The following is a 22,715-nucleotide window of genomic DNA, read 5'->3' on the forward strand; positions in this document are numbered from 1 at the left end:
GTACTGACGGCTGTTTTGTATCACTGCAGCACTCACCGCCGGGTCAACAACACTCCGGATTCCATGTGATGGGTCCACGGGAACTGGTCGAACATCGCGCATTGGGTGATGCGATGCGTATCGTGAAGTTGGGCGATGTTGGCCGCCAGGGTTTGCGGGTTGCAGGAGATGTAGAGGATGTTGTCGAAGCGCCGGGTCAGCTCGCAGGTGTCCGGGTCCATGCCGGCGCGGGGCGGGTCGACGAACACACTGCCGAATTCGTAGCTCTTGAGGTCGATGCCGTGCAGGCGGCGGAACGGCCGCACTTCGTTGAGGGCTTCGGTCAACTCTTCGGCGGACAGTCGCACCAGAGTGACGTTATCCACAGCGTTTTCGCTGAGATTGCTCAAAGCAGCGTTCACTGAAGTCTTGCTGATTTCGGTGGCCAGCACTTTGCGTACGCGGGTCGCGAGCGGCAGGGTGAAATTGCCATTGCCGCAATACAGCTCGAGCAAATCGTCCGGGCGATCGCCCAGCGCATCGTATGCCCAGTTGAGCATCTTCTGGTTCACCGTGCCGTTGGGCTGAGTGAACGCGCCTTCAGGCTGGCGATAGCTGAACGTGCGGCCGCCGACTTCCAGCTTCTCGACCACGTAATCGTGGCCGATGACTTCACGCTTGCCCTTGGAGCGACCGATGATGCTGACGTTCAGGTCGGCCGCGAGCTTCGAAGCCGCTGCATGCCAGTGTTCGTCCAGTGGACGGTGATAGCACAGGGTGATCATCGCATCGCCGGCCAGGGTGGTCAGGAACTCCACCTGGAACAGCTTGTGGCTCAGTGCCGCACTGGCCTGCCACGCAGCCTTGAGCTGCGGCATCAACTGATTGATGCGCAGGCTGGCGATCGGGAACTCTTCAATCAGGATCGGCGTGCGTTTGTCTTCCTGGGAAAACATCGCGTAGTGACGCTCACCGGCTTCACGCCACAGGCGGAATTCGGCACGCAGACGGAAATTCTGCAGCGGCGAGTCGAAAACGCTCGGCTGCGGCGCATCGAACGGGGCCAGCAGGTCACGCAAGCGCGTGACCTTGTCTTCGAGCTGAACGGCGTAGGCCTGGGAATCAAAAGTCATGCGTTGAACCAACCCAGCTTGATCACGAACAGAATCGACAGGATCACCAGCGCCGGGTTCAGCTCACGGGCACGGCCGGACAGCAGCTTGATGGCAGTCCAGGCGATGAAGCCGAAGGCGATGCCGTTGGCGATCGAATAGGTGAACGGCATGGCCAGTGCGGTGACCACAACCGGCGCCGCCACGGTGATGTCGTCCCAGTCTATTTCCGCCAGGCCGGAAGTCATCAGCACGGCGACGAACAGCAGCGCTGGCGCGGTGGCGAATGCCGGAACGCTGGCAGCCAGCGGCGAGAAGAACAGCGCCAGCAGGAACAGGATGGCCACGACGATGGCGGTCAGGCCAGTGCGGCCACCGGCACTCACGCCCGCAGCGGATTCGATGTAGCTGGTGGTGGTCGAGGTGCCCAGCAGCGAGCCGGCCATCGCGGCCGTACTGTCGGCGATCAGCGCACGGCCCATTTTCGGCATGTGGCCGTCTTTGCCCATCAGGCCGGCGCGCTTGGCGACGCCGATCAGGGTGCCGGAGTTGTCGAAGAGGTCGACGAACAGGAAGGCGAAAATCACGCTGACCAGACCGATGTCCAGCGCGCCCTTGATGTCCAGTTGCAGGAAGGTCGGAGCAAGCGACGGAGGCATCGACATCACGCCGCCGAACGGGGTGAAGCCCATGACGATGGAAACGATGGTCACCACCAGAATGCCGATCAGCACTGCGCCACGCACGGCAAGCGCCTCAAGGGCGACGATCAGGGCGAAGCCGATGGTGGCGAGGATCGGAGCCGGTTGCTTGAGGTCACCGAGGCCGACCATGGTCGCCGGGTTGCTGACCACGATGCCGGCGTTGTGCAGGGCGATCAACGCCAGGAACAGGCCGATACCGGCGGCAATCGCCGAGCGCAGCGGCAGCGGGATGCTGTTGATGATCCATTCCCGGATGCGGAAGATCGACAGCAGGAAGAAGCACACCGCCGAGATGAACACCGCGCCCAGCGCCACTTGCCAGGTGTGGCCCATGTGCAGGACCACGGTGTAGGTGAAGAAGGCGTTCAGACCCATGCCCGGTGCAAGGGCGATCGGGTAGTTGGCGATCAGGCCCATGGTCGTCGAGCCGATGGCGGCAGCCAGGCAAGTCGCGACGAACACCGCGCCCTTGTCCATGCCGGTCTCGCCGAGAATGCTCGGGTTGACGAACAGAATGTAGGCCATGGCCAGGAAGGTCGTAACGCCCGCCAGGATCTCGGTGCGTACGTTGGTGTTATGTGCCTTGAGTTGAAACAGCCTTTCCAGCATGCCTGCTCCCCGTGGCGCGCCCGGCGCCGTGAATGTATCGACTTCAACAGCAAAGCACAGACCGCTGCAAGCGTCTGGGATTTTTCTGTGGGTCGGAAAAAGCCGCGCATCATACCAGTAGCACAGCGTTATGGCTGCTTATGGCGGTGATCGTCGTCGATGTTTTGCGTTTCACCCAAACCAGCCATACTGCGCGCTGGTTTATTGGGGTGGCTATTGGATGAAAAAGTGTCTGTCGATCTTGTCCGCTATCGGGATGGCGTTGCTGTTGGCGGCACAAAGCGCCTCGGCGGCCTCGGCACCGCCGTTGACCGAAGTGAAGGTGCTCAAGGTCGAGTCGCCTCAATGTGGTTTTGAAACCATTGAGCAGGGACAGATCCAGACCCGCTGCAATCACAGTGGCCCGAACATCAGGATCTACGTGCTGGAAGTGGGCTACGGTCGCAGCCAGCCCCATGCTGCTCTGGATGGCTTCGAGGTGAATGGCACCCGCACGCCAGTCTGCGCCTATGAAAACGGCAACCTGACGGATTGTTCGCAACGCACGAAAATCGTTGGCAATTTGTACATCTTCAGCCTGGCGGGCAAGCAGGAAGGTACCTTTACGTACAGCAACACGTCGATCAACGCGCCGGGCAACACGATGTCGACACAGCTTTACATCAAGTAACGGCAAGCCTCGAACAAGGGTAAGGAAAGCTGACTACGCTTTAAGAACCCTCCTGTGGATTGTTCCCATGACCTTTCGAGCCTTGATTACCCTCGCCGAGGGCACCGATGACCTGCAGACCGTCACCTTGATCGATGTACTGCGCCGCGCCAAGGTGGAAGTAGTGGTCGCCAGCATCGAAGGCCGGCGCATGCTGACCTGCGCGCGCGGTACACGCCTGACCGCTGATGCCATGCTGGTGGATTTGCTCGCCCAGCCTTTCGATCTGATCGTGCTGCCAGGCGGTGCCGTGGGCACGCAACACCTGGCTGGCCATCAGCCACTGCAACAGTTGATCAAAGACCAGGCGACGGCCGGTCGGCTATTTGCAGGTATCGCCGAAGCGCCCGCGGTTGCCCTGCAAACTTTCGGAGTGCTGCGTCAGCGGCGCATGACGTGCCTGCCCTCCGTCAGCCATCAACTGTCAGGTTGCAATTTCGTCGATCAACCGGTGGTGGTCGACGGCAATTGCATCACCGCCCAAGGTTCGGGCGCAGCGTTGGCGTTTGCTCTGACACTGGTGGAACAGCTTTGCGGCAAAGCCACGCGAACGGCTGTGGCGGGGGAGTTGCTGGTTTAGACAGCATCAGCGTGAATGCCGATGGGTTTGATGAGCGGTTGCTCACGATGCTCAGCCTGCCAGAGATCGTAGTCGGTCTGAACCCCTAGCCATGTCCGCGCCTTACCAATCCCCGCCCGCTCCAGGCGTACAGCGAGGTCCGGACTGATCGGCGCATGCCCATGCAATACTCGCGACAAATGTGGGCGTGCGAACCCGAGGTGCCGGGCTAACTGCGCGACGCTGATTCCCAACTCGGGCAATACATCCATCAAAAGTGTTTCACCAGGGTGCGGCGGGTTGTGCATGGGCATGTCCTGCCTCCTGTCAGTGGTAATCCAGATAATGGACCAGTTCGATATCTGTGCCGATAAATCGAAAAACGACTCGCCAGTTCCCTGAGACACTCAGGGACCAGTACTCGGCCAATCCTTCCTTCAGCGGATGCAATCGCCATCCCGGTAGGTTGAGGTCGTCAGGGACCATGGCGCGATCCATGAACTGCAGGATGCGAGCCAGACGCTTTGCATGATCGGCTCGAATTCCGCGAGTCGAACCCGTTTCATAGAAGACACGAAGGCCTTTGTGCTGGAAGGATTTGATCATGGAAAAAAGTGTAAGGCGATACATTACACTTTATGCGGTATCTATGTATTGCACATGGTCGGCAAAACTGTGATGGATGACTGCTTCAGACTTTCACCTCTTCCTTTGGCACATGCATGCGGTCACGATTGGCCAGGGTCGGGAATAGTTTGATCCAGGTCCCGGTGACCAGCAGCGTGCCTATTCCCCCCATGACCACCGCCGGAACCGTACCGAACCAATGGGCGGTCAGGCCCGACTCGAATTCGCCCAACTGGTTTGAGGCCCCGATGAACAGCCCGTTCACCGCACTGACCCGGCCGCGCATTTCGTCCGGGGTTTCCAGTTGAACGAACGAGGCGCGGATCACCATGCTGATCATGTCGGCCGCGCCCAATACCACCAGCACGGCGAGGGAAAACCAGAACGAGGTCGACAGGCCGAAGGCAATCGTTGCCACGCCAAATACGCCCACGGCTGTAAACATCACCCGCCCGACGTTGCGCTCCACGGCAAATCGCGCCAGGAATAGCGACATCAGCAGCGCACCCACCGCCGGAGCTGAGCGCAGCAGGCCCAGGCCCCACGGGCCGGTCAGCAGAATGTCCTTGGCGAACACCGGCAACAGCGCTGTCGCACCGCCCAGCAGCACAGCGAACAGGTCCAGGGAAATGGCCCCGAGGATATCCGGGCGACTGCGAATGAAGCGGATCCCCGCCAGCAACGAATCCAGCGTCGCCTTACCCTTGTTCAGCGGTGTTTGCCGAGCGGGCAAATTGAGCATCAATGCGCAAGCGATGATGTACAGGACCACCGTCGGGCCATACACCCACACGCTGCCAAAGGCATAGAGCAGACCGCCGAGGGCCGGGGCGACGATGGTTGCCGATTGCTGGGCCGATTGCGCGGCGGCTACCGCCCGGGGAAACAAGGCGCTGGGCACAATGCTCGGGAGCAGGGCCTGGGTGGTCGGCATCTCAAAGGAGCGGGCGGCTCCCAGCAGGAAGGCGAGGATGAAGATCATCTCCCGGGTGACATGATCCGTCGCGCTGCCAATGGCCAGCGACAGGGCGATCAGCGCCTGGAGCGATTGGCAGATGGCGGCGACTTTGCGTCGGTCGTAGCGGTCTGCGACATGCCCGGTGTGCAGCATGAACAGTACGCGAGGTGCGAATTCCACCAGCCCCACCAGTCCCAGATCGAGCACGTTGCCGGTCAACTGGTACAGGTTCCAGCCAATGGCCACGGTAAGCATTTGGAAACCGCTGGCGGTAAACACCCGGGCCAGCCAGAACGCGAGGAAAGGGCGATGGTGACGTAACAGCAAGGGCGCTTGGCTGGGCATCTGCGGGCAAATCTTGGAATAGGGGAAGGGCGAGGTTATCACCAACCTGTAACAGGAAGTTGCCACGCCTGAAAATTTCATTAGCCAGACATCGATTTTGCTGAGGCAGCCGATCTCGAACGCCATGAGGCAACTTGTCACGCGGCAAACGGCCACGCAGTTCATCGCCGAAATTGGGACTACTCTTTCAACGTTGCTTGATCCAGATCAACGCCCTGCGAAGGGAATTGATTGGCCAGAATCCCTGCGTTGCGATGCCTGTAAAAAAAAGAACGAATTTGAATTCGCCGCACTCCATACCCGTGGGACCCGTGGATGCAGGCTTCCAGCCAGCAGCCGTAATACCTGACAGAGGAAGACTTATGTTCGGTTTAGAGGCACTTGATCTCGCCCGAATTCAGTTCGCGTTCACCATTTCGTTTCACATCCTTTTTCCGGCCATCACCATTGGCCTGGCGAGTTACCTGGCTGTACTCGAAGGCTTGTGGCTCAAAACCAACAACGACACCTATCGGGACCTCTACCATTTCTGGTCGAAGATCTTTGCGGTCAACTTCGGCATGGGGGTGGTCTCCGGGCTGGTGATGGCTTATCAGTTCGGCACCAACTGGAGCCGTTTTTCGGATTTCGCCGGGTCGGTCACCGGACCGTTGCTGACGTACGAAGTGCTCACGGCGTTCTTCCTGGAAGCCGGGTTCCTCGGGGTCATGCTGTTCGGCTGGAACAAGGTCGGGCGCGGCTTGCACTTCTTCTCGACGGTCATGGTCGCCATCGGCACACTGATTTCGACGTTCTGGATTCTTGCGTCCAACAGCTGGATGCAAACACCGCAGGGCTTTGAAATCATCAACGGCCAGGTGATTCCAACCGACTGGCTGGCGGTGATCTTCAACCCTTCGTTCCCTTATCGCCTGATGCACATGGCGACGGCGGCCTTCGTTGCCACGGCGTTCTTCGTCGGCTCTTCGGCGGCCTGGCATTTGCTGCGCGGCAAGGACAACCCGGCGATCCGTACCATGCTTTCGATGGCGATGTGGATGGCGCTGATCGTGGCGCCGATCCAGGCGGTCATTGGCGATTTCCACGGCCTCAACACGCTGGAACATCAGCCCGCGAAAATTGCCGCGATCGAAGGCCACTGGGAAAACAAAGGCGACGAGGCAACGCCGCTGATTCTGTTCGGCTGGCCGGACATGAAAGAAGAGAGGACCAAGTTTGCGGTCGAGATCCCGTACCTGGGCAGCTTGATCCTGACCCACTCGCTGGATAAACAAGTGCCGGCGCTCAAGGATTTCCCGCCCGAAGACCGGCCGAATTCGACCATCGTGTTCTGGTCGTTCCGGATCATGGTAGGCCTGGGCATGCTGATGATCTTCACCGGTTTGTGGAGCCTGTGGCTGCGCAAGCGCGACAAACTCTATACCTCGCGACCGTTCCTGTACCTGGCGTTGTGGATGGGGCCGTCCGGGCTGATCGCAATCCTCGCCGGTTGGTTCACTACTGAAATCGGTCGCCAGCCGTGGGTGGTCTACGGGCTGATGCGCACGGCGGACGCGTCCTCCAATCACAGCTTCATGCAGATGAGCATCACCCTGATCCTGTTCGTCGTGGTGTATTTCGCGCTGTTTGGCGCGGGCCTGGGCTACATGATGCGCCTGGTGCGCAAAGGGCCGAAGATCGATGAAGGCAAGGAAACCAACGACGGTGGTCCTGGCCAGAAACGCACCCCGGCGCGGCCGCTGTCCGCAGCCGACGATGAGCATTCCGATGCCGACCGCACCGTGACCAAGGAGATTTGAATCATGGGTATTGATCTTCCGCTGATCTGGGCCGTGATCATCATCTTCGGCATCATGATGTACGTGGTCATGGATGGCTTCGATCTGGGGATCGGCATTCTTTTCCCGTTCATTCCCGGCAAGACCGACCGTGACGTGATGATGAACACCGTCGCGCCCGTCTGGGACGGCAACGAAACCTGGCTGGTGCTGGGCGGTGCGGCGTTGTTCGGCGCCTTCCCGCTGGCCTATTCGGTGGTGCTCTCGGCGTTGTATCTGCCGCTGATCTTCATGCTCGTCGGGTTGATTTTCCGCGGCGTGGCGTTCGAGTTCCGCTTCAAGGCCAAGGACGACAAACGTCACTTGTGGGACAAGGCCTTCATCGGCGGTTCGATTGCCGCGACGTTCTTCCAGGGCGTGGCATTGGGGGCGTTCATCGATGGCCTGCCAGTGGTCGATCGGCAATTCGCCGGTGGCTCACTGGACTGGCTGACACCGTTCACCCTGTTCTGCGGCGCAGCGTTGGTGGTGGCTTATGCATTGCTCGGTTGCACCTGGCTGATCATGAAGACCGAAGGGAAATTGCAGGAACAGATGCATGACCTGGCGCGGCCCTTGGCGTTCGTGTTGTTGGCGGTAATCGGTATCGTCAGTATCTGGACGCCGCTGGCCCATGCCGAGATCGCAGCCCGCTGGTTCACCCTGCCGAACCTGTTCTGGTTCCTGCCGGTGCCGATCCTGGTGCTGGTGACCTTGTACGGCCTGATTCGCGCGGTGGCGCGCAATGCGCACTACACGCCGTTCCTGCTGACGCTGGTGCTGATCTTTCTCGGTTACAGCGGCTTGGGCATCAGTCTGTGGCCGAACATCGTACCGCCGTCGATCTCGATCTGGGACGCGGCTGCACCACCGCAGAGCCAGGGCTTCATGCTGGTGGGTACGCTGTTCATCATTCCGTTCATTCTGGGTTATACCTTCTGGAGCTACTACGTGTTCCGCGGCAAGGTCACCCATGAGGACGGTTATCACTAGGGCGCAGTGCGAAAAATTGTAAGAGCGAGCCTGCTCGCGATGGCGTCATCACAGACGCCATCCACCCTTACTGGAGAAATTGAATCATGTCCGGCAAACATTCCCTGCACGACATCGAAGAAGCCGAAAAAAAACCGCTGTGGCAGCGGCTCGGCTGGTTGGCCATGATCTGGGCCGGCAGCGTCGGTGCGCTGTTCATCGTCGCCAGCCTGATGCGGATGTTCATGAACGCCGCCGGTCTGAGCACTCACTGACATCCGCACCCGGAAGCTTTTTGGGGTTACTTGCGCGCCTTGAGGATCACGAACTTCGGCGTGGCCGCCACTTGCTCCACACCTCGGAACAGACGCGCAAGTTTGCTGTGATAACCCAGGTGACGATTGCCGACAATGTACAGCGCCCCCCCGACGACCAGCGCCTCCCGGGCTTGCTGGAACATTCGCCAGGCGAGGAAGTCGCCCACCACTTGTTGCTGGTGAAACGGCGGATTACACAGCACCACGTCCAGCGACTGAGGTTCCTGTCCGGCCAACCCGTCGCCGGCACGCACGATGACATCGCGCTCGCCCAATGCTGCCTGCCAGTTCTCGGCAGCCGATTGCACCGCCATGAACGACTCGTCCACCAAGGTGTAATGGGCGTCAGGGTTTTGCAGAGCACTGGCAATCGCCAGCACACCGTTTCCGCAACCGAGGTCGGCCACGCGCGCCGAACCGAGGTTCTTCGGCAAGTGCGGCAGAAATGCCCGCGTGCCGATGTCCAGCCCTTCGCGACAGAACACGTTCGCGTGGTTGAGCAATTCAATGGCCGGTTCGTCAAGCCGATAGCGCGTCGGGTAGGGCGATGTTGCAGGTGCCATTGCTTGAGCAGTGGCAATCAGTAGCCGGGCTTTTTTAACCGCCAACGAAGCTTGCACAGGGCCAATGTAGCGTTCGAGCAAGTCGCCGGCCGCACGCGGCAGGTGTTTGATCATGGCTGCGGCGATCACTTGGGCACCGGGCGCGAGTTGGCCCTGCAGGCGGATCAACTGCTCCTCCAGCAATGCCAGTGTCTTGGGCACCCGGATCAACACCCGGTCGAATGGCCCTGCAACGATTTCACTGGCCGGCACATGTGGCACTGCGTCAAATGCCTGACCATTGCGGGCCAGATTCTTTTCCAACCCTTGCAAAGCCAGGAACGAATCACCGCTGCTGACCACGTTGACCTTGCCCGCCAGACTGGCTGCCAACGCGCCGAAACTATCGTTCAACACCAGCACCCGTGTATCGATCGAGGGCTGCTGCTCAGCCAGATGGTTGAGCAGGTATTCGTCGGCTGCATCGAAGGCTTGCAGCGGTTCATTCTGCTGTTCGGGCTGACGAATCAGGTCAAGGCTGGCAAAAGGTGTTTCGAGCAAAGGCATGGGGCGGGGCTCTGGGTAATCAACGGGTATCCCGCGGCCCTTGGTCAACTTGGCGGCGGGCCGGCCGAGTGGCCTGCGTTGTGGAAAAATCACACGGCAAAACACTCGGGAGGGACCGCGAATGGTACGGTTTTTTGTATCCGATTACTCGCAGGTTTTCGCTTCAGCGAATCGCGTCGCCAGTCAGATAGCCTTCCTTGACAGCGGCAATCACGGCCGAAATTTTGTTATTGACCCCGAGTTTGCGGATGGCTTCCTGTACATGGAAGTTGATCGTCCGTGCACTGAGGTTGAGAATCCTCGCGCTTTCGTAGGCTGTCTTGCCATCGGCCGCCAATTTCAGCACGTCGACTTCCCGTGGCGTCAGATGCGGGGTTTGGGGCCTCTTGGCAGCTTTGGGCATCGCCTCCAGCATCAGTTTGTGTAAATGATTGCCAATGAATACCGAAAAACCGAGGTTTTCGTACAGCTCCCACGCACTGATCGGGCAATGACTTCTGGCAAGACTCAAGATAGAGCACAAGCCACTGTTCTCGTTATGAACGGCTTGTGACCAACCATGCTGCATTCCCTGTTGCTCCATGGTGTCCCATATCCATGGCACGTCATGGAAGAGTTCCTCGGTCCACAGGATGGGCAGCGTGGATTGATTGCAATGTGCTATTACCGGATCAATCAAACTGAACTTTGTGTGTTCATATTCACTGTTCCATTGCTTAGAGTAATTGTTCAATTGCACAGGTTGAAATTGATCATTCACCGGTAAGCAACTTGCTGAAAAAGCACAAAATTTGTACCCGATATTTTTTGCGAAACTCAACGCAACCCGATAGGCGCTATCCATATCCGTTGTGTTGGATAACTGAATGAGTTGTAGCTCCTTCCACCGTTCCATTATCGGCTCCATGTATGAACTCGCGTGTGGGCGCTTTGGATCCAAGCGATCGGCGCGAGTGGAAGTGTAGGATGATTCTTACATCGTGTTGAGATTTTTTTGCTTGGCTAAACCAGTTTTAAACATGTGTCTGGTTCTATAACGCCACTGACGTTTAAGTATGTTGATTTTAATATCATCAATTAACCGAGCAGTTAGTTGTGCTGGGCGAGCTGAATTAATTGAACAAGTTTTTTTCACCCTAAAGGCACCACAAACCATCGGTGTTTCTACCTGTCTATTTGCGCGACACTGGGAGCGTCTGTTGAATGGAGCGTCCCAATGACAGCCAGTGAAGAAAAATTTACCCGCCAGACCTTGCTCGACGTCCAGCCATTGACCCCGAACCTGTTCACGCTTCGGTCGACAAGGGACGCCGGGTTTCGTTTTCGTGCAGGCCAGTTCGCCCGACTGGGCGTGACCAAGGCCGATGGCAGCACAGTCTGGCGAGCCTATTCCATGGTGTCATCGCCCCATGACGAGTTTCTGGAGTTCTTTTCCATCGTCGTTCCGGGAGGCGAGTTCACCAGCGAACTCAGTCGATTGGGGGTTGGCGATACGTTGCTGGTCGACCGACAGGCCTTCGGTTACCTGACCCTCGACCGATTTGTCGATGGGCGTGATCTGTGGCTGTTATCCACGGGGACTGGAATTGCGCCGTTTCTGTCGATCCTGCAGGACTTTGAAGTCTGGGAGAAATTCGAACGCATCATCCTGGTCTATAGCGTGCGCGAATCCCGCGAGCTGGCGTATCAGGAGCTGATCGCGGGGCTGGCCCAACGCGAGTATCTGGAGGAGTTCGTACACAAACTGCAACTCATCAACACTGTCACGCGCGAGTTGCACCCAGGCGCGCTCAACGGCCGCATTACCACGCTGATCGAAAACGGCGAATTGGAACGCGCAGCCGGGGTGGCGCTGACGCCTGAGCACTCGCGGGTCATGCTCTGCGGTAACCCGCAAATGATCGATGACACACGCAAATTGCTCAAACAGCGCGATATGCATTTAAGCCTCAGCCGCCGCCCCGGGCAGGTAGCGGTGGAGAATTTCTGGTAAAAAAAAACGGTGCCTCGGGGGGCGCCGTTTTTGTTTGCGAATAATCAGGGCTGTCTGTTCTGCGCCTTGAGCAGGTCGCGAATCTCACCCAGCAGCTCTTCTTCCTTGGTCGGAACCGGCGGCAGGGTCGGGGCAACAGCTTCTTCGCGCTTGAGACGGTTGATGGCCTTGACGCCCATGAAGATCGCGAAAGCGACAATGATGAAGTCGATCAGTGTCTGAATGAACTTGCCGTACGCCAACACCACCGCCGGGACGTCGCCCTGCGCGGCCTTGAGCGTAATGGCCAGGTCACTGAAGTCCACCCCGCCGATCAGCAGCCCGATGGGAGGCATGATCACATCACCGACGAACGACGACACAATCTTGCCGAAAGCGGCGCCGATAATGATACCGACGGCCATGTCGATCACATTGCCTTTGACCGCGAAGGCCTTGAACTCGTTAAGCACGCCCATAGGTTATTTCCTTGTTACAGATGAGTTGGTGAACGCAGTGTAAATCAGCCAAATGCTTCCTGCCCGAAACAACTGCTTACGATGCTCGCCTGCAATCGACCGGACCGACGGCGAAAAGTTTTAGCGAGCCTTGCCTGCCACCGGATGGCTTGAGCTTTCTGGATCAGGCTTTGTGGACTGATGATGCAGTAATCAGTGTGAACAAAAGGTTGGTGGCGAATCAATATCAGCCGCTATTCTGATGATCTTTTACACTTCCATAACAATAAAGGACTGACGGTTTGGCTGGATCAATCCGCTCGGAGTTTCGAAGGCTTGATATAAAATCTTATCCGTTATAAGTGTGTGGTTATTGATGGGGGTTTTTGATTGCATTTTTGTTGAAAATTGTACGCTCAGATTTAAAGCGGTTAAGTGTTGTACAAGTTTTAATGACAGTTGATTAGGGGGGCTGGTATTTATTTCGGATAGTTTGTACAGGTTGTTAAAGGCGTTTGGATTGGAAGTGTGTGTACCGTTCACAGCTTTATTTAATGTAAGTGATGATATTTGCCTGGCCCCCTCACTCTCGGAACAGTCAGATACGATCGCTGATTCATTCCGACAACAGCATCGCACTGATCGCCGTCACCTGAGCTATCATCGCGATTTTTGCCGGGAGTTCAGATGGCCAAGGCCAAGCGCATGTACGGCTGCACCGAGTGCGGCTCAACCTTCCCGAAATGGGCCGGCCAGTGTGGCGAGTGTGGCGCCTGGAATACGCTGACTGAAACCATGGTGGAAAGCGGCGGGGCGGCGGCACCCAGCGGACGCACGGGCTGGACCGGTCAGCAGGCGCAGATCAAAACCCTGGCCGAAGTCAGCGTCGAGGAGATCCCGCGCTTTTCCACCGCCTCCAGTGAACTGGACCGGGTGTTGGGCGGCGGCCTCGTCGACGGTTCGGTGGTGTTGATCGGCGGTGATCCGGGCATCGGCAAATCGACCATCCTCCTGCAAACCCTGTGCAACCTCGCCAAAAGCATGCCGGCCCTGTACGTCACGGGGGAAGAATCCCAGCAGCAAGTGGCCATGCGTGCCCGTCGTCTTGGCTTGCCCCAGGATCAATTGCGGGTCATGACCGAAACCTGCATCGAAACCATCATCGCCACGGCGCGCCTCGAGAAGCCCAAGGTTATGGTGATCGACTCGATCCAGACGATTTTCACCGAGCAGTTGCAATCCGCGCCGGGCGGTGTGTCCCAGGTGCGTGAAAGCGCGGCCCTGCTGGTGCGTTATGCCAAGCAGAGCGGCACGGCGATTTTCCTGGTGGGCCATGTCACCAAGGAAGGAGCTCTGGCCGGCCCGCGTGTGCTGGAGCACATGGTCGATACCGTGTTGTATTTCGAAGGCGAGTCCGATGGCCGTCTGCGCTTGTTGCGAGCGGTGAAAAACCGATTCGGTGCGGTCAACGAACTGGGTGTGTTCGGCATGACGGACAAGGGCTTGAAAGAAGTCTCCAACCCATCGGCGATTTTTCTGACTCGAGCTCAGGAAGAAGTGCCAGGCAGTGTGGTCATGGCGACGTGGGAAGGCACCCGGCCGATGCTGGTAGAAGTTCAGGCGCTGGTGGATGACAGCCATTTGGCCAATCCGCGGCGCGTTACCCTGGGCCTGGACCAAAATCGTTTGGCGATGTTGCTGGCGGTGCTGCACCGACATGGCGGCATTCCGACCCATGACCAGGATGTGTTCCTCAACGTCGTCGGCGGCGTGAAAGTGTTGGAAACCGCCTCTGACCTGGCGTTGATGGCGGCAGTCATGTCCAGTTTGCGCAACCGGCCGCTGCCTCACGATTTGCTGGTATTCGGCGAGGTCGGCCTGTCCGGCGAAGTGCGACCGGTGCCCAGCGGTCAGGAGCGCTTGAAAGAGGCTGCCAAGCACGGGTTCAAGCGGGCAATCGTGCCCAAGGGCAATGCGCCGAAGGAAGCGCCAGCGGGGTTGCAGATCATTGCCGTCACCCGTCTGGAGCAGGCGCTCGACGCACTGTTTGAATAGTCTTTGATTCTGTGAGGGCGGGCTTGCCCGCTCTCACGGGGTGCTGTCATGGCGTAATCAGGGCACCCAGCTCTCGCTCAAGCTCAGCCTCGTCTGCGAGGTTCAGCTCAATCAGTCGCCGCAGGCGCTCAATGGATTCCAGGCTGATGTGCCGGCAGACAAACCCTAACTGGCCGTTTTCTTCATGGGCCAGCTGCACATCCATCTCGATATCGATGTCATCGCTCAGATGAATGTCGACGAAAAAGTCCTGCGTCGCATCACCCAGCCAAGGTTCAGGGCGTTCGATCAATAGCCCTTTGAGCGACAGGTCGATCAGCTTTACCGGCCAGATGTACTCGCCTTGGCTCAGCTCAGTCCTGGCATCGAAGGCGATGCGTTTGAAGCGACGGCGGTCGGCGGGGTGTTCGCTCATGGCGCAATCCTCTGGATGTTCGCTGACTATAGACCCGCATCGTTGAAACCTGCCAGCCAGGACAAGGGCTCTAGACCAATGTTGGCTATGGTCTTTGCCGTCAGGAGAGCTAAACTCGACGTGGCTGTCTTTCTTGTCCACTCTGGCTGGAATAATAAAATGAAAAATAATAATAGCCTGCTACGCCATTTACCCTGGCTGGTGCTGGCAATCGTAGGGGCGTGCGCTCTGGGTGTAGTGGCATTGCGCCGAGGTGAGGCAATCAATGCCTTGTGGATTGTGGTCGCTGCTGTGGCCATCTATCTGGTCGCGTACCGCTACTACAGTCTGTTTATCGCCAACAATGTGATGCAGCTCGACCCGCGACGGGCCACTCCCGCCGTACTCAATAACGATGGTCTGGACTATGTGCCGACCAACAAACACATCCTTTTCGGTCACCACTTTGCGGCCATTGCTGGCGCGGGACCGCTGGTCGGTCCGGTGCTGGCGGCGCAGATGGGCTATCTGCCTGGCACGCTGTGGCTGATCGCCGGCGTGGTGTTGGCCGGTGCCGTTCAGGACTTCATGGTCCTGTTCATGTCCACCCGCCGCAACGGTCGTTCGCTGGGTGACATGGTCCGTGAAGAAATGGGCCGCATCCCCGGCACCATCGCGCTGTTCGGCTGCTTCCTGATCATGATCATCATCCTCGCGGTGCTGGCGCTGATCGTGGTCAAGGCCCTGGCCGAGAGCCCGTGGGGCATTTTCACGGTGATGGCGACCATCCCGATCGCGATGTTCATGGGCATTTACATGCGCTACATCCGCCCGGGCCGCATCGGTGAGATCTCGGTCATCGGCGTGCTGTTGCTGCTGGGTTCGATCTGGCTTGGAGGAGAAATCGCCGCTGACCCGGTGTGGGCCAAGGCCTTTACCTTCACTGGCGTGCAAATTACCTGGATGCTGATCGGCTACGGTTTTGTCGCGGCAGTGTTGCCGGTGTGGCTGATCCTGGCGCCGCGTGACTACCTGTCGACCTTCCTCAAAATCGGCACCATCGTTGCCTTGGCCATCGGTATTCTGGTGACCATGCCAGAGCTGAAAATGCCGGCGCTGACCCAGTTCGTCGATGGCACTGGACCGGTGTGGAAGGGCGGCCTGTTCCCGTTCCTGTTCATTACCATCGCCTGTGGCGCGGTATCGGGTTTCCACTCGCTGATTGCTTCCGGCACCACACCGAAACTACTCGATAACGAAGTCAATGCCCGTTACATCGGTTATGGCGGCATGTTGATGGAGTCGTTCGTGGCAATCATGGCGATGGTCGCCGCTTCGGTGATCGAGCCAGGGGTGTACTTCGCCATGAACAGCCCGGCGGCTGTGGTTGGCAGTGATGTCGTGTCCGTGGCGACGGCGGTCAGCAACTGGGGCTTTGCAATTACTCCCGAAGCGCTGCAAGCGGTCGCCCATGACATTGGTGAAACCACCATCCTGGCCCGTGCCGGTGGTGCGCCGACCCTGGCGGTGGGTATCGCGCAGATCCTGCACAGCGTGCTGCCGGGTGAAAACACCATGGCGTTCTGGTACCACTTCGCGATCCTGTTCGAGGCGCTGTTTATCCTCACGGCGGTAGACGCTGGTACCCGTGCCGGTCGTTTCATGCTGCAGGACTTGCTCGGCTCGTTCGTGCCGGCGCTGAAGCGTACCGAATCCTGGACTGCCAACCTGATCGCCACTGCCGGTTGTGTGGCGATGTGGGGCTGGTTGTTGTATCAGGGCGTGATCGACCCATTGGGTGGCATCAACACCTTGTGGCCGCTGTTCGGTATCTCCAACCAGATGCTGGCCGGTATCGCGCTGATGCTCGGCACCGTGGTGCTGATCAAAATGAAACGCCAGCGTTATGTCTGGGTCACCATGTTGCCGGCGGTGTGGCTGCTGATCTGCACCACGACGGCGGGCTTCATCAAGCTGTTCGACGCCAACCCGGCGATCGGCTTCCTGGCCCTGGCGAAAAAATACAGCGATGCCCTGGCCAACGGCCAGATCCTCGCCCCGGCCAAGGACATCACTCAGATGCAGCACGTGATCTTCAACGCCTACACCAACGCAACGCTGACCGCGCTGTTCCTGTTCGTGGTGTTCAGCATCCTGTTCTATGCGCTCAAGGTCGGCATCGCCGCCTGGGGTAAAAAAGAACGCACGGATAAAGAGTCGCCCTTCCAGGCATTGCCGGATGCGTAATCGAGGATTTGCAGCATGTTCAATGACCTGAGTCGCCTCGGTAAATACCTCGGTCAGGCCGCACGCCTGATGGTCGGCATGCCCGACTACGACAACTATGTCGAGCACATGCAAACCAAACACCCGGACAAACCGGTAATGAGCTACGAGATGTTCTTCCGCGAACGTCAGGAAGCCCGTTACGGTGGCAAGGGTGGGCCGAAGTGCTGTTGAAGCACCACGCTTAGGTAACACACCACTGTAGGAGCACGGCTTGCCGGCGATAGCGATCTTCAGGACGCCATCGCTGGCAAGCCAGGCTCCTACAGTTTTTTCAGTGTATGGGAGACCTTCCTTTGCTACCCCCTATCCCGGTAACAATCCTCAGCGGGTTCCTCGGCGCCGGTAAAACCACTTTGCTGCGCCACCTGCTGAAAGCCGAGCACGGCCTTAAAATCGCCGTGATCGAAAACGAATTCAGCGACGCCGGTGTCGATACCCAACTGCTGGGTGACGAGCCGGTACAAGTGATGACGCTGTCCAACGGTTGCGTCTGCTGCACCATCCACACCGACCTGACCAAGGCCCTGTACCTGCTGCTCGAGCGTCTCGACGGCGGCGACATCGTATTCGACCGGCTGGTGATCGAATGCACCGGCCTGGCCGACCCGGCACCGGTGGCACAAACCTTCTTCATCGACGAAGAATTGCGAGAACGCTATATCCTCGACGGCATCATCACCCTGGTGGACGCGGCACACGCCGAGACCCACCTGACACAGACCATCGCCCAGGCCCAGATCGGCTTCGCCGACCGCTTGCTGGTGAGCAAGCGCGATCTGGTGGACGAGCCCACCTTCAACGCATTGAGCGAACGGCTGACCCGGATCAATCGTCGGGCTCCGATCCGTGTGGTCGATCACGGCAAGATCGACCTGGCCGAAATGCTCGATGTACGTGGTTTCAATCTCAATGCTGACCTTGGCGGTGGCGTGAGTCTGCGTCCGGTAAGCCAGGCGCCCTCCATCGACCGCATTAGCAGCCTGGTGCTGCGTAGCGACAAGCCGCTGGATATCGACAAGCTCAGCGAGTTCATGAACGAGCTGCTGGAAGACCACGGCAAACAACTGCTGCGCTACAAAGGCGTGTTGAACATCGCTGGCGAACCGCGGCGCATGGTGTTTCAGGGCGTGCTGAAGCTTTACGGTTTCGATTGGGACACTCCATGGGTCGAGGGCGAAGCGCGTGAGAGTGTGATCGTGTTTATTGCCGACGATTTACCGGAAGAAAAGATTCGCGAAGGTTTTGCGCGAGTTGCCTCGGATTAAAAAATGTACGGGCAGTAATGGCGGCAGGGACGCCGGCTCAGATAGGTGTTTTTATTGAAGGCATTTGTTTTATTTGCTGTTTGATGGTGCGTGATTTTTTGTGTGTCAGGTTCATAGTGGGTTGAGATTTGTAAGGGGCTGCGTGTCGAGTTTGTTGAATTCCGGGGCGGTGTAATTATTTTATATTGGCTGTTGGATGTAACGAAATATGCGATGTCTTGCTTTACATTTTGTTCTAAATTGCGGCTTTACGTGTTGCAGTCAAGTGCTAAAGTCGCCGTCGTCAATTCAGACAAATGTATATCTCAGGAGAAATCCCATGCAAGAGCAAATTATGGATCTGTCGGGCGAGTTGGATGCCGAGTTCGAAGCGTATGCAAGTTCTGGTCAGGCAGATGTCGGAGGGGAAACAATGTGCACTAATGTGTCTTGTGGAACCCTGCAGTGTACTGTTCTAGGCTGCTGCTAACCGATCTCCATGCAGGGCGGGCACGTCCCGCTCTGCTTGTCTTGGGTGTTTGGCGATGTTGATCGATAATTTGAATATTAAAGAGTTGAAAGCAAAAAATACCGTTCCATCCCCTGAAACACTGCGCAAGACAATAGAACTGCTGCACACGGATGACAAGGCTGTACTGCGTTACTTTGGAGTTGATCGACAAGCGCTTATAAAGAATTTGGCATATTATTCATCGGATGCGTATCGGGGAAGTTGCTGTTTTATTCCGCTGCTTAATGAAAGAGTTGACGATCTTGCCTCGTTGCCTTTCGAAGCGCATGACAGTGGTAGCGAAGGGTTTGGTTTTTTTCATGCCTGTTGGTATGTTTATCTGAAACATGTTTTCAAAAGTGACCAAAAATATACGCAAGCTTGTGAATGGATTAATGTCGAAGCCTTCTTGCTCAGCGCTCGCGCAAGTATCATTTCGAATATCAGATACTTGGCCGAAAAATCGCTTGTTCACCAATTGAACAGCCGGATCGCCGAGAGCCCCGAACTGGATCTACAGGCATTCAACCGAGAGTTCTCAGAAGGCGCCTTAGTGCCGTTCCTGGCTGCCTACCCGGTATTGACCGATCTGTTGTTTCAGCGAATCGACGACACTGTGGCTTATCTTTACAAGGTCATCGATCACTTCAGCCAGGATATCGAACGACTCGTAGCGGCCTTCCCGCTTTCCGACCGACGCATCGACTCCATCGTCCTGGGGCTGGGCGACTTCCACTCCAATGGTGAAACAGTCTGCTTCGTTCAGGTCGGCGACCGATCACTGGTGTACAAACCCCGCAGCAACCGGGAAGCGTTGTTTTACGGGGCATTGCTTGAGCAATTGCGTGCGAGCAGCGGTAATGCGTGCTTTGACGTTTATGCCCCGGTCATGGTGTCGCAGGACGATCATTGCTGGATTGAAAAAATCGAAAACCGGGAATGCGAAAACGTAGGCGATCTGGATATTTTTTTTCAGCGTCTGGGCGCCCAGGTTGCAGTGATCCACGCCTTGAACGGCATCGACTTTCACTACGAAAACATCATTGCCTGCGGCAGCAGTCCGGTCATGATCGATCTGGAGTGTTTGTTCACCCCGTCCATGATTGATTTGAGAACGCCATTGGCGCACAGCCGCGCCCTGTTCAAAACGATCAAGCTCAATGGGCAATCCGTTTTTTCAAGTGGCTTCGTGCCTTACACCCCGGATTCAGACAATGATTACAGCGGTCTTAGCCGCCAGCAGCACTTCACGGGGAAGAGAAAACAGCTGGTTCGCGAGCAACGCTTTTATCGATTGAAATCCGTTGAATTCGACAGTCGGCCGGTCATCCGGCACTTGCCGGTTTTCGCTGGCACGACGCATTCGGTCGCTGATCACCAGGCCGCATTTTTTCTGGGTTTCGAGCGCGCCTACGATGAATTGATGAACACTCGGGAAGCCGTGCTTGAGCTGCTCGCGCAACATGCCGCCTCACTGAAGACTCGCGTCCTGATGAAAAATACGCAGCGCTATGCGGATTTCATCGCGATGATGCTTCATCCGCGTTTTACTCAGTGTCGCGTTCAACAGGAGTTGTTGCTGGCGACCCTGTGGTCAGACTTGCCTGAGACACTCAACGATTATGAGATACCTCGGCATGAAATCAGGGATCTGAAAAAAACCGACGTCCCTTGTTTCACCTTGCCATTGTTATCCAGCCACTTGATCAATGCCCATGGCGAGACTGTTGCTTCCCTGGCGATCGAGAACTCGTTCGACAGTTGCCGCCGCAAGCTGGAGAGTTTCTCGTCAAGCGATAAAGCCTTTCAGAGGCATGTATTGCAGATGTGCCTGTTTCCCGTGGCAAGCGAAGCCTTGCCTATGAACCGCGAACATCAACTTAACATCGTGCCAGACCTGAGCTCGACGCAGTATGTGCGTTGTGCGACGAAGATTGCTGAGGCCATCGCAAAAGTGCGTATTGACGGTGAGCAAGGCGATGCGGGCTGGAGGTTCATGGATACGCACCCTCGTACAAGCCGCCATTTCATTTCACCCATGGGCTGCGGTGTATACAACGGCATGGGCGGCCTGGCGATTTTCTACTTGAGCTTGTACCGGATCACCGGTGAATTGCCTTATCTGGAGGATGCCGAACGCATTCTGTGCTCCATGGCCCTGTCCCACGGGCACTTCGCCAGTGAACTGACAGTCAGTGCCTATTTCGGCCTGACCTCCTACTTATACGTATTGGTCAATTATCGACTCATGACCGGCCGCCTGACGTACGAGACAAAGGTCGATGAATTGCTGGGCAAACTGGCAGATATCCCGAGCACAGCCGATGAGTTCGATTTCATTCATGGCTGGTGCGGGGCGGTGACTGTACTGGTGAACCTTTATCAGCTTGAACAGCGTGAGACATTGCTCCCCCTGATCGAACGTTTCTCGCAGTCGATTCAATCGGCAGTGACGCTGGAAAACGGAGTGTTGTTGTTAAAAAACACGGGCAAGCCGCTGTGGACAGGTTTTTCCCATGGTATTTCCGGTGTTCTGTACGCATTGGGCAAGGTGTGGGACGTGACCCGCGATCCGCTGTTGGCTCAGTTGATCGCACAGTACGTACGGGCTGAAAATCGCCTCACTGTCGAGGGGTACTGGCTTGATTTACGTGAAAACGCGAGGTCTTCATCCACCATCAAGTGGTGTCATGGCGACGCGGGTATTCTGATTGCCCGACGTTGGTTGATACGTACGATGGGCGGCACGCTGGATGGCGACACCCGGGATTTGCTCGAACAAGACGCCGAGCATTGTGAGCGCCACCTTTGGGAACAGGGGCTGGGTTCGGGCTACAGTTTGTGTCACGGCGATTTCGGCAATCTCATGTGCTTGCTGAGCGAGTACCGTGAGATGGGCAACGCACCGGGCATTGCCAGGGTCATGGGGGCGCTCTCTCAGGTGCTCCATAACTTCCTCGATGAAGACTTCTTGGGGGAGGGCAGTGTCCCGGACCTGGGGCTGATGCTGGGGATTACGGGTGTCGGTCACGCCCTGCTGAATGCGGTAGAAGGCGGTTTGCCTGATGTGTTATCCATGAAGTTCGCGCAGCCGACAGTCGAGCCTTGAGCGCAAAGGCGTCAGGATCAGCTTGATAAAGAGCGGCGCTGACCAGGTTGATTTGTCGACGAAAAAAAACCGGCCAGTTTCCTGGCCGGTTTTTCAACTGCGGTTCAGCAACGCTGATTAAGCGCCGTACACCGGCAGCTTCTTGCAGATGGCCTTGACCTTCTCACGAACGGCGTCGATCACCGCTTCGTTGGAAAGATCTGCCAGGATGTCGCAGATCCAGCCGGCCAGTTCCTTGCACTCTGCTTCCTTGAAGCCGCGAGTGGTCACTGCCGGAGTGCCGAAGCGCAGGCCGGAGGTGACGAACGGGGAGCGTGGGTCGTTTGGCACGGAGTTCTTGTTCACGGTGATGAACGCTTTGCCCAGCGCGGCGTCGGCGTCTTTACCGGAGATTTCCTGCTTGATCAGCGACAGCAGGAACAGGTGGTTTTCGGTACCGCCGGAAACCACGTCGAAACCGCGCTCGATGAACACGCTGGCCATGGCCTTGGCGTTCTTCACCACTTGTTGCTGGTAAGCCTTGAACTCAGGCTGCAGCGCTTCCTTGAAGCAGATTGCCTTGGCAGCGATCACATGCTCCAGCGGGCCGCCCTGGGCGCCCGGGAATACGGCGGAGTTCAGCTTCTTCTCGATGTCGGCGTTGGCGCGAGCCAGGATCAGGCCGCCACGTGGACCACGCAGGGTCTTGTGGGTGGTGGTGGTCACGACGTCAGCGAATGGAACCGGGTTCGGGTAGACGCCCGCGGCAACCAGACCGGCCACGTGGGCCATGTCGACGAACAGGTAGGCACCCACTTTGTCGGCGATTGCACGGAAGCGCGGGAAGTCGAGGATCTGCGAGTAGGCAGAGAAACCGGCCACGATCA

General features: G+C 57.5%; 22 protein-coding genes. 12 read left to right on the plus strand and 10 right to left on the minus strand.

Annotated features, from left to right (window positions below):
• Nucleotides 1-32: 32 nt before the first annotated feature.
• Nucleotides 33-1,112: a tRNA (uridine(54)-C5)-methyltransferase TrmA gene (trmA, locus tag D8U18_RS10515; RefSeq protein WP_130905848.1), complete on the minus strand. Its 1,080-nt coding sequence runs from the start codon at nt 1,110-1,112 to the stop codon at nt 33-35.
• Nucleotides 1,109-2,404, minus strand: a complete 1,296-nt coding sequence (locus tag D8U18_RS10520; protein WP_131107591.1) for an NCS2 family permease — start codon at nt 2,402-2,404, stop codon at nt 1,109-1,111. The genes trmA and D8U18_RS10520 overlap by 4 nt, the downstream gene beginning before the upstream one ends.
• Before the next feature lie 32 nt (nt 2,405-2,436).
• Between D8U18_RS10520 and D8U18_RS10525 the strand changes: the two genes are divergently transcribed.
• From D8U18_RS10525 to D8U18_RS10535, 3 genes are all read left to right on the plus strand, one after another.
• Nucleotides 2,437-2,628 carry a hypothetical protein gene (locus D8U18_RS10525; RefSeq protein ID WP_130905849.1) on the plus strand — a complete coding sequence of 64 codons (192 nt, stop codon included), beginning with the start codon at nt 2,437-2,439 and terminating at the stop codon, nt 2,626-2,628.
• The gene (locus tag D8U18_RS10530; RefSeq protein ID WP_056855698.1) at nt 2,625-3,074 is read left to right on the plus strand and encodes a DUF4879 domain-containing protein; all 450 of its coding nucleotides are present in this window, start codon (nt 2,625-2,627) and stop codon (nt 3,072-3,074) included. Before D8U18_RS10525 ends, D8U18_RS10530 begins: the two co-directional genes overlap by 4 nt.
• A gap of 67 nt (nt 3,075-3,141) precedes the next feature.
• Entirely contained in the window at nt 3,142-3,693 is a 552-nt protein-coding gene (locus D8U18_RS10535; protein WP_056855697.1) for a DJ-1 family glyoxalase III, read from the plus strand.
• Here the strand turns inward: D8U18_RS10535 and D8U18_RS10540 are convergent.
• The 3 genes from D8U18_RS10540 to D8U18_RS10550 all read right to left on the minus strand — a co-directional run bounded on the left by D8U18_RS10540 (nt 3,690) and on the right by D8U18_RS10550 (nt 5,602).
• Complete coding sequence (locus tag D8U18_RS10540) at nt 3,690-3,986, minus strand: HigA family addiction module antitoxin (RefSeq protein WP_056855696.1); 297 nt, start codon at nt 3,984-3,986, stop codon at nt 3,690-3,692. The two genes, D8U18_RS10535 and D8U18_RS10540, sit on opposite strands and share 4 nt — an antisense overlap.
• 13 nt (nt 3,987-3,999) lie before the next feature.
• Nucleotides 4,000-4,278: a type II toxin-antitoxin system RelE/ParE family toxin gene (locus D8U18_RS10545; protein ID WP_130930726.1), complete on the minus strand. Its 279-nt coding sequence runs from the start codon at nt 4,276-4,278 to the stop codon at nt 4,000-4,002.
• A gap of 85 nt (nt 4,279-4,363) precedes the next feature.
• Nucleotides 4,364-5,602, minus strand: a complete 1,239-nt coding sequence (locus D8U18_RS10550; protein ID WP_056855892.1) for an MFS transporter — start codon at nt 5,600-5,602, stop codon at nt 4,364-4,366.
• Nucleotides 5,603-5,964: 362 nt separating this feature from the next.
• Here D8U18_RS10550 and D8U18_RS10555 point away from each other — a divergent pair, with 362 nt between their 5' ends.
• From D8U18_RS10555 to D8U18_RS10565, 3 genes are all read left to right on the plus strand, one after another.
• Entirely contained in the window at nt 5,965-7,401 is a 1,437-nt protein-coding gene (locus D8U18_RS10555; protein ID WP_056855694.1) for a cytochrome ubiquinol oxidase subunit I, read from the plus strand.
• A gap of 3 nt (nt 7,402-7,404) precedes the next feature.
• Nucleotides 7,405-8,412: a cytochrome d ubiquinol oxidase subunit II gene (cydB, locus tag D8U18_RS10560; RefSeq protein WP_131107592.1), complete on the plus strand. Its 1,008-nt coding sequence runs from the start codon at nt 7,405-7,407 to the stop codon at nt 8,410-8,412.
• A gap of 86 nt (nt 8,413-8,498) precedes the next feature.
• Nucleotides 8,499-8,666, plus strand: coding sequence for a DUF2474 domain-containing protein (locus D8U18_RS10565; RefSeq protein WP_081504875.1), 168 nt, complete (start codon nt 8,499-8,501; stop codon nt 8,664-8,666).
• A 26-nt stretch (nt 8,667-8,692) separates the two neighbouring features.
• Here the strand turns inward: D8U18_RS10565 and D8U18_RS10570 are convergent, their stop codons facing one another.
• A complete protein-coding gene (locus tag D8U18_RS10570; RefSeq protein WP_131107593.1) occupies nt 8,693-9,817 on the minus strand; it encodes a methyltransferase in 1,125 nt (374 codons plus the stop codon).
• Nucleotides 9,818-9,980: 163 nt separating this feature from the next.
• Nucleotides 9,981-10,712, minus strand: a complete 732-nt coding sequence (locus D8U18_RS10575; protein WP_056855691.1) for an autoinducer binding domain-containing protein — start codon at nt 10,710-10,712, stop codon at nt 9,981-9,983.
• Nucleotides 10,713-11,033: 321 nt separating this feature from the next.
• On the opposite strand from D8U18_RS10575, the gene D8U18_RS10580 reads away from it, so the two are divergent.
• Nucleotides 11,034-11,810: a ferredoxin--NADP reductase gene (locus D8U18_RS10580; protein ID WP_056855690.1), complete on the plus strand. Its 777-nt coding sequence runs from the start codon at nt 11,034-11,036 to the stop codon at nt 11,808-11,810.
• A 44-nt stretch (nt 11,811-11,854) separates the two neighbouring features.
• On the opposite strand, the gene mscL is transcribed toward D8U18_RS10580, so the two are convergent.
• Complete coding sequence (gene mscL, locus D8U18_RS10585; RefSeq protein ID WP_056855689.1) at nt 11,855-12,268, minus strand: large-conductance mechanosensitive channel protein MscL; 414 nt, start codon at nt 12,266-12,268, stop codon at nt 11,855-11,857.
• 666 nt (nt 12,269-12,934) lie between these two features.
• Here mscL and radA point away from each other — a divergent pair.
• On the plus strand, nt 12,935-14,302 hold the full coding sequence (gene radA, locus D8U18_RS10590; RefSeq protein WP_056855688.1) for a DNA repair protein RadA: 1,368 nt from the start codon (nt 12,935-12,937) through the stop codon (nt 14,300-14,302).
• A gap of 46 nt (nt 14,303-14,348) precedes the next feature.
• Here radA and D8U18_RS10595 read toward each other — a convergent pair whose 3' ends face one another.
• Entirely contained in the window at nt 14,349-14,717 is a 369-nt protein-coding gene (locus D8U18_RS10595) for a PilZ domain-containing protein (RefSeq protein ID WP_056855687.1), read from the minus strand.
• Nucleotides 14,718-14,876: 159 nt separating this feature from the next.
• On the opposite strand from D8U18_RS10595, the gene D8U18_RS10600 reads away from it, so the two are divergent.
• The 4 genes from D8U18_RS10600 (at nt 14,877) to lanM (ending at nt 21,849) form a co-directional block, all read left to right on the plus strand.
• Entirely contained in the window at nt 14,877-16,943 is a 2,067-nt protein-coding gene (locus D8U18_RS10600; RefSeq protein WP_130905853.1) for a carbon starvation CstA family protein, read from the plus strand.
• Nucleotides 16,944-16,958: 15 nt separating this feature from the next.
• Nucleotides 16,959-17,156 carry a YbdD/YjiX family protein gene (locus D8U18_RS10605; protein WP_007895266.1) on the plus strand — a complete coding sequence of 66 codons (198 nt, stop codon included), beginning with the start codon at nt 16,959-16,961 and terminating at the stop codon, nt 17,154-17,156.
• A 122-nt stretch (nt 17,157-17,278) separates the two neighbouring features.
• A complete protein-coding gene (gene yjiA, locus D8U18_RS10610; protein WP_131107594.1) occupies nt 17,279-18,250 on the plus strand; it encodes a GTPase in 972 nt (323 codons plus the stop codon).
• A 524-nt stretch (nt 18,251-18,774) separates the two neighbouring features.
• Complete coding sequence (gene lanM / locus D8U18_RS10615; protein WP_131107595.1) at nt 18,775-21,849, plus strand: type 2 lanthipeptide synthetase LanM; 3,075 nt, start codon at nt 18,775-18,777, stop codon at nt 21,847-21,849.
• A gap of 117 nt (nt 21,850-21,966) precedes the next feature.
• Here lanM and glyA read toward each other — a convergent pair.
• On the minus strand, nt 21,967-22,715 hold a 749-nt coding region (gene glyA, locus D8U18_RS10620), incomplete at its 5' end, for a serine hydroxymethyltransferase (RefSeq protein ID WP_131107596.1).

This window comes from Pseudomonas sp. Sample_10 (assembly GCF_004321495.1).
Lineage (GTDB): Bacteria > Pseudomonadota > Gammaproteobacteria > Pseudomonadales > Pseudomonadaceae > Aquipseudomonas.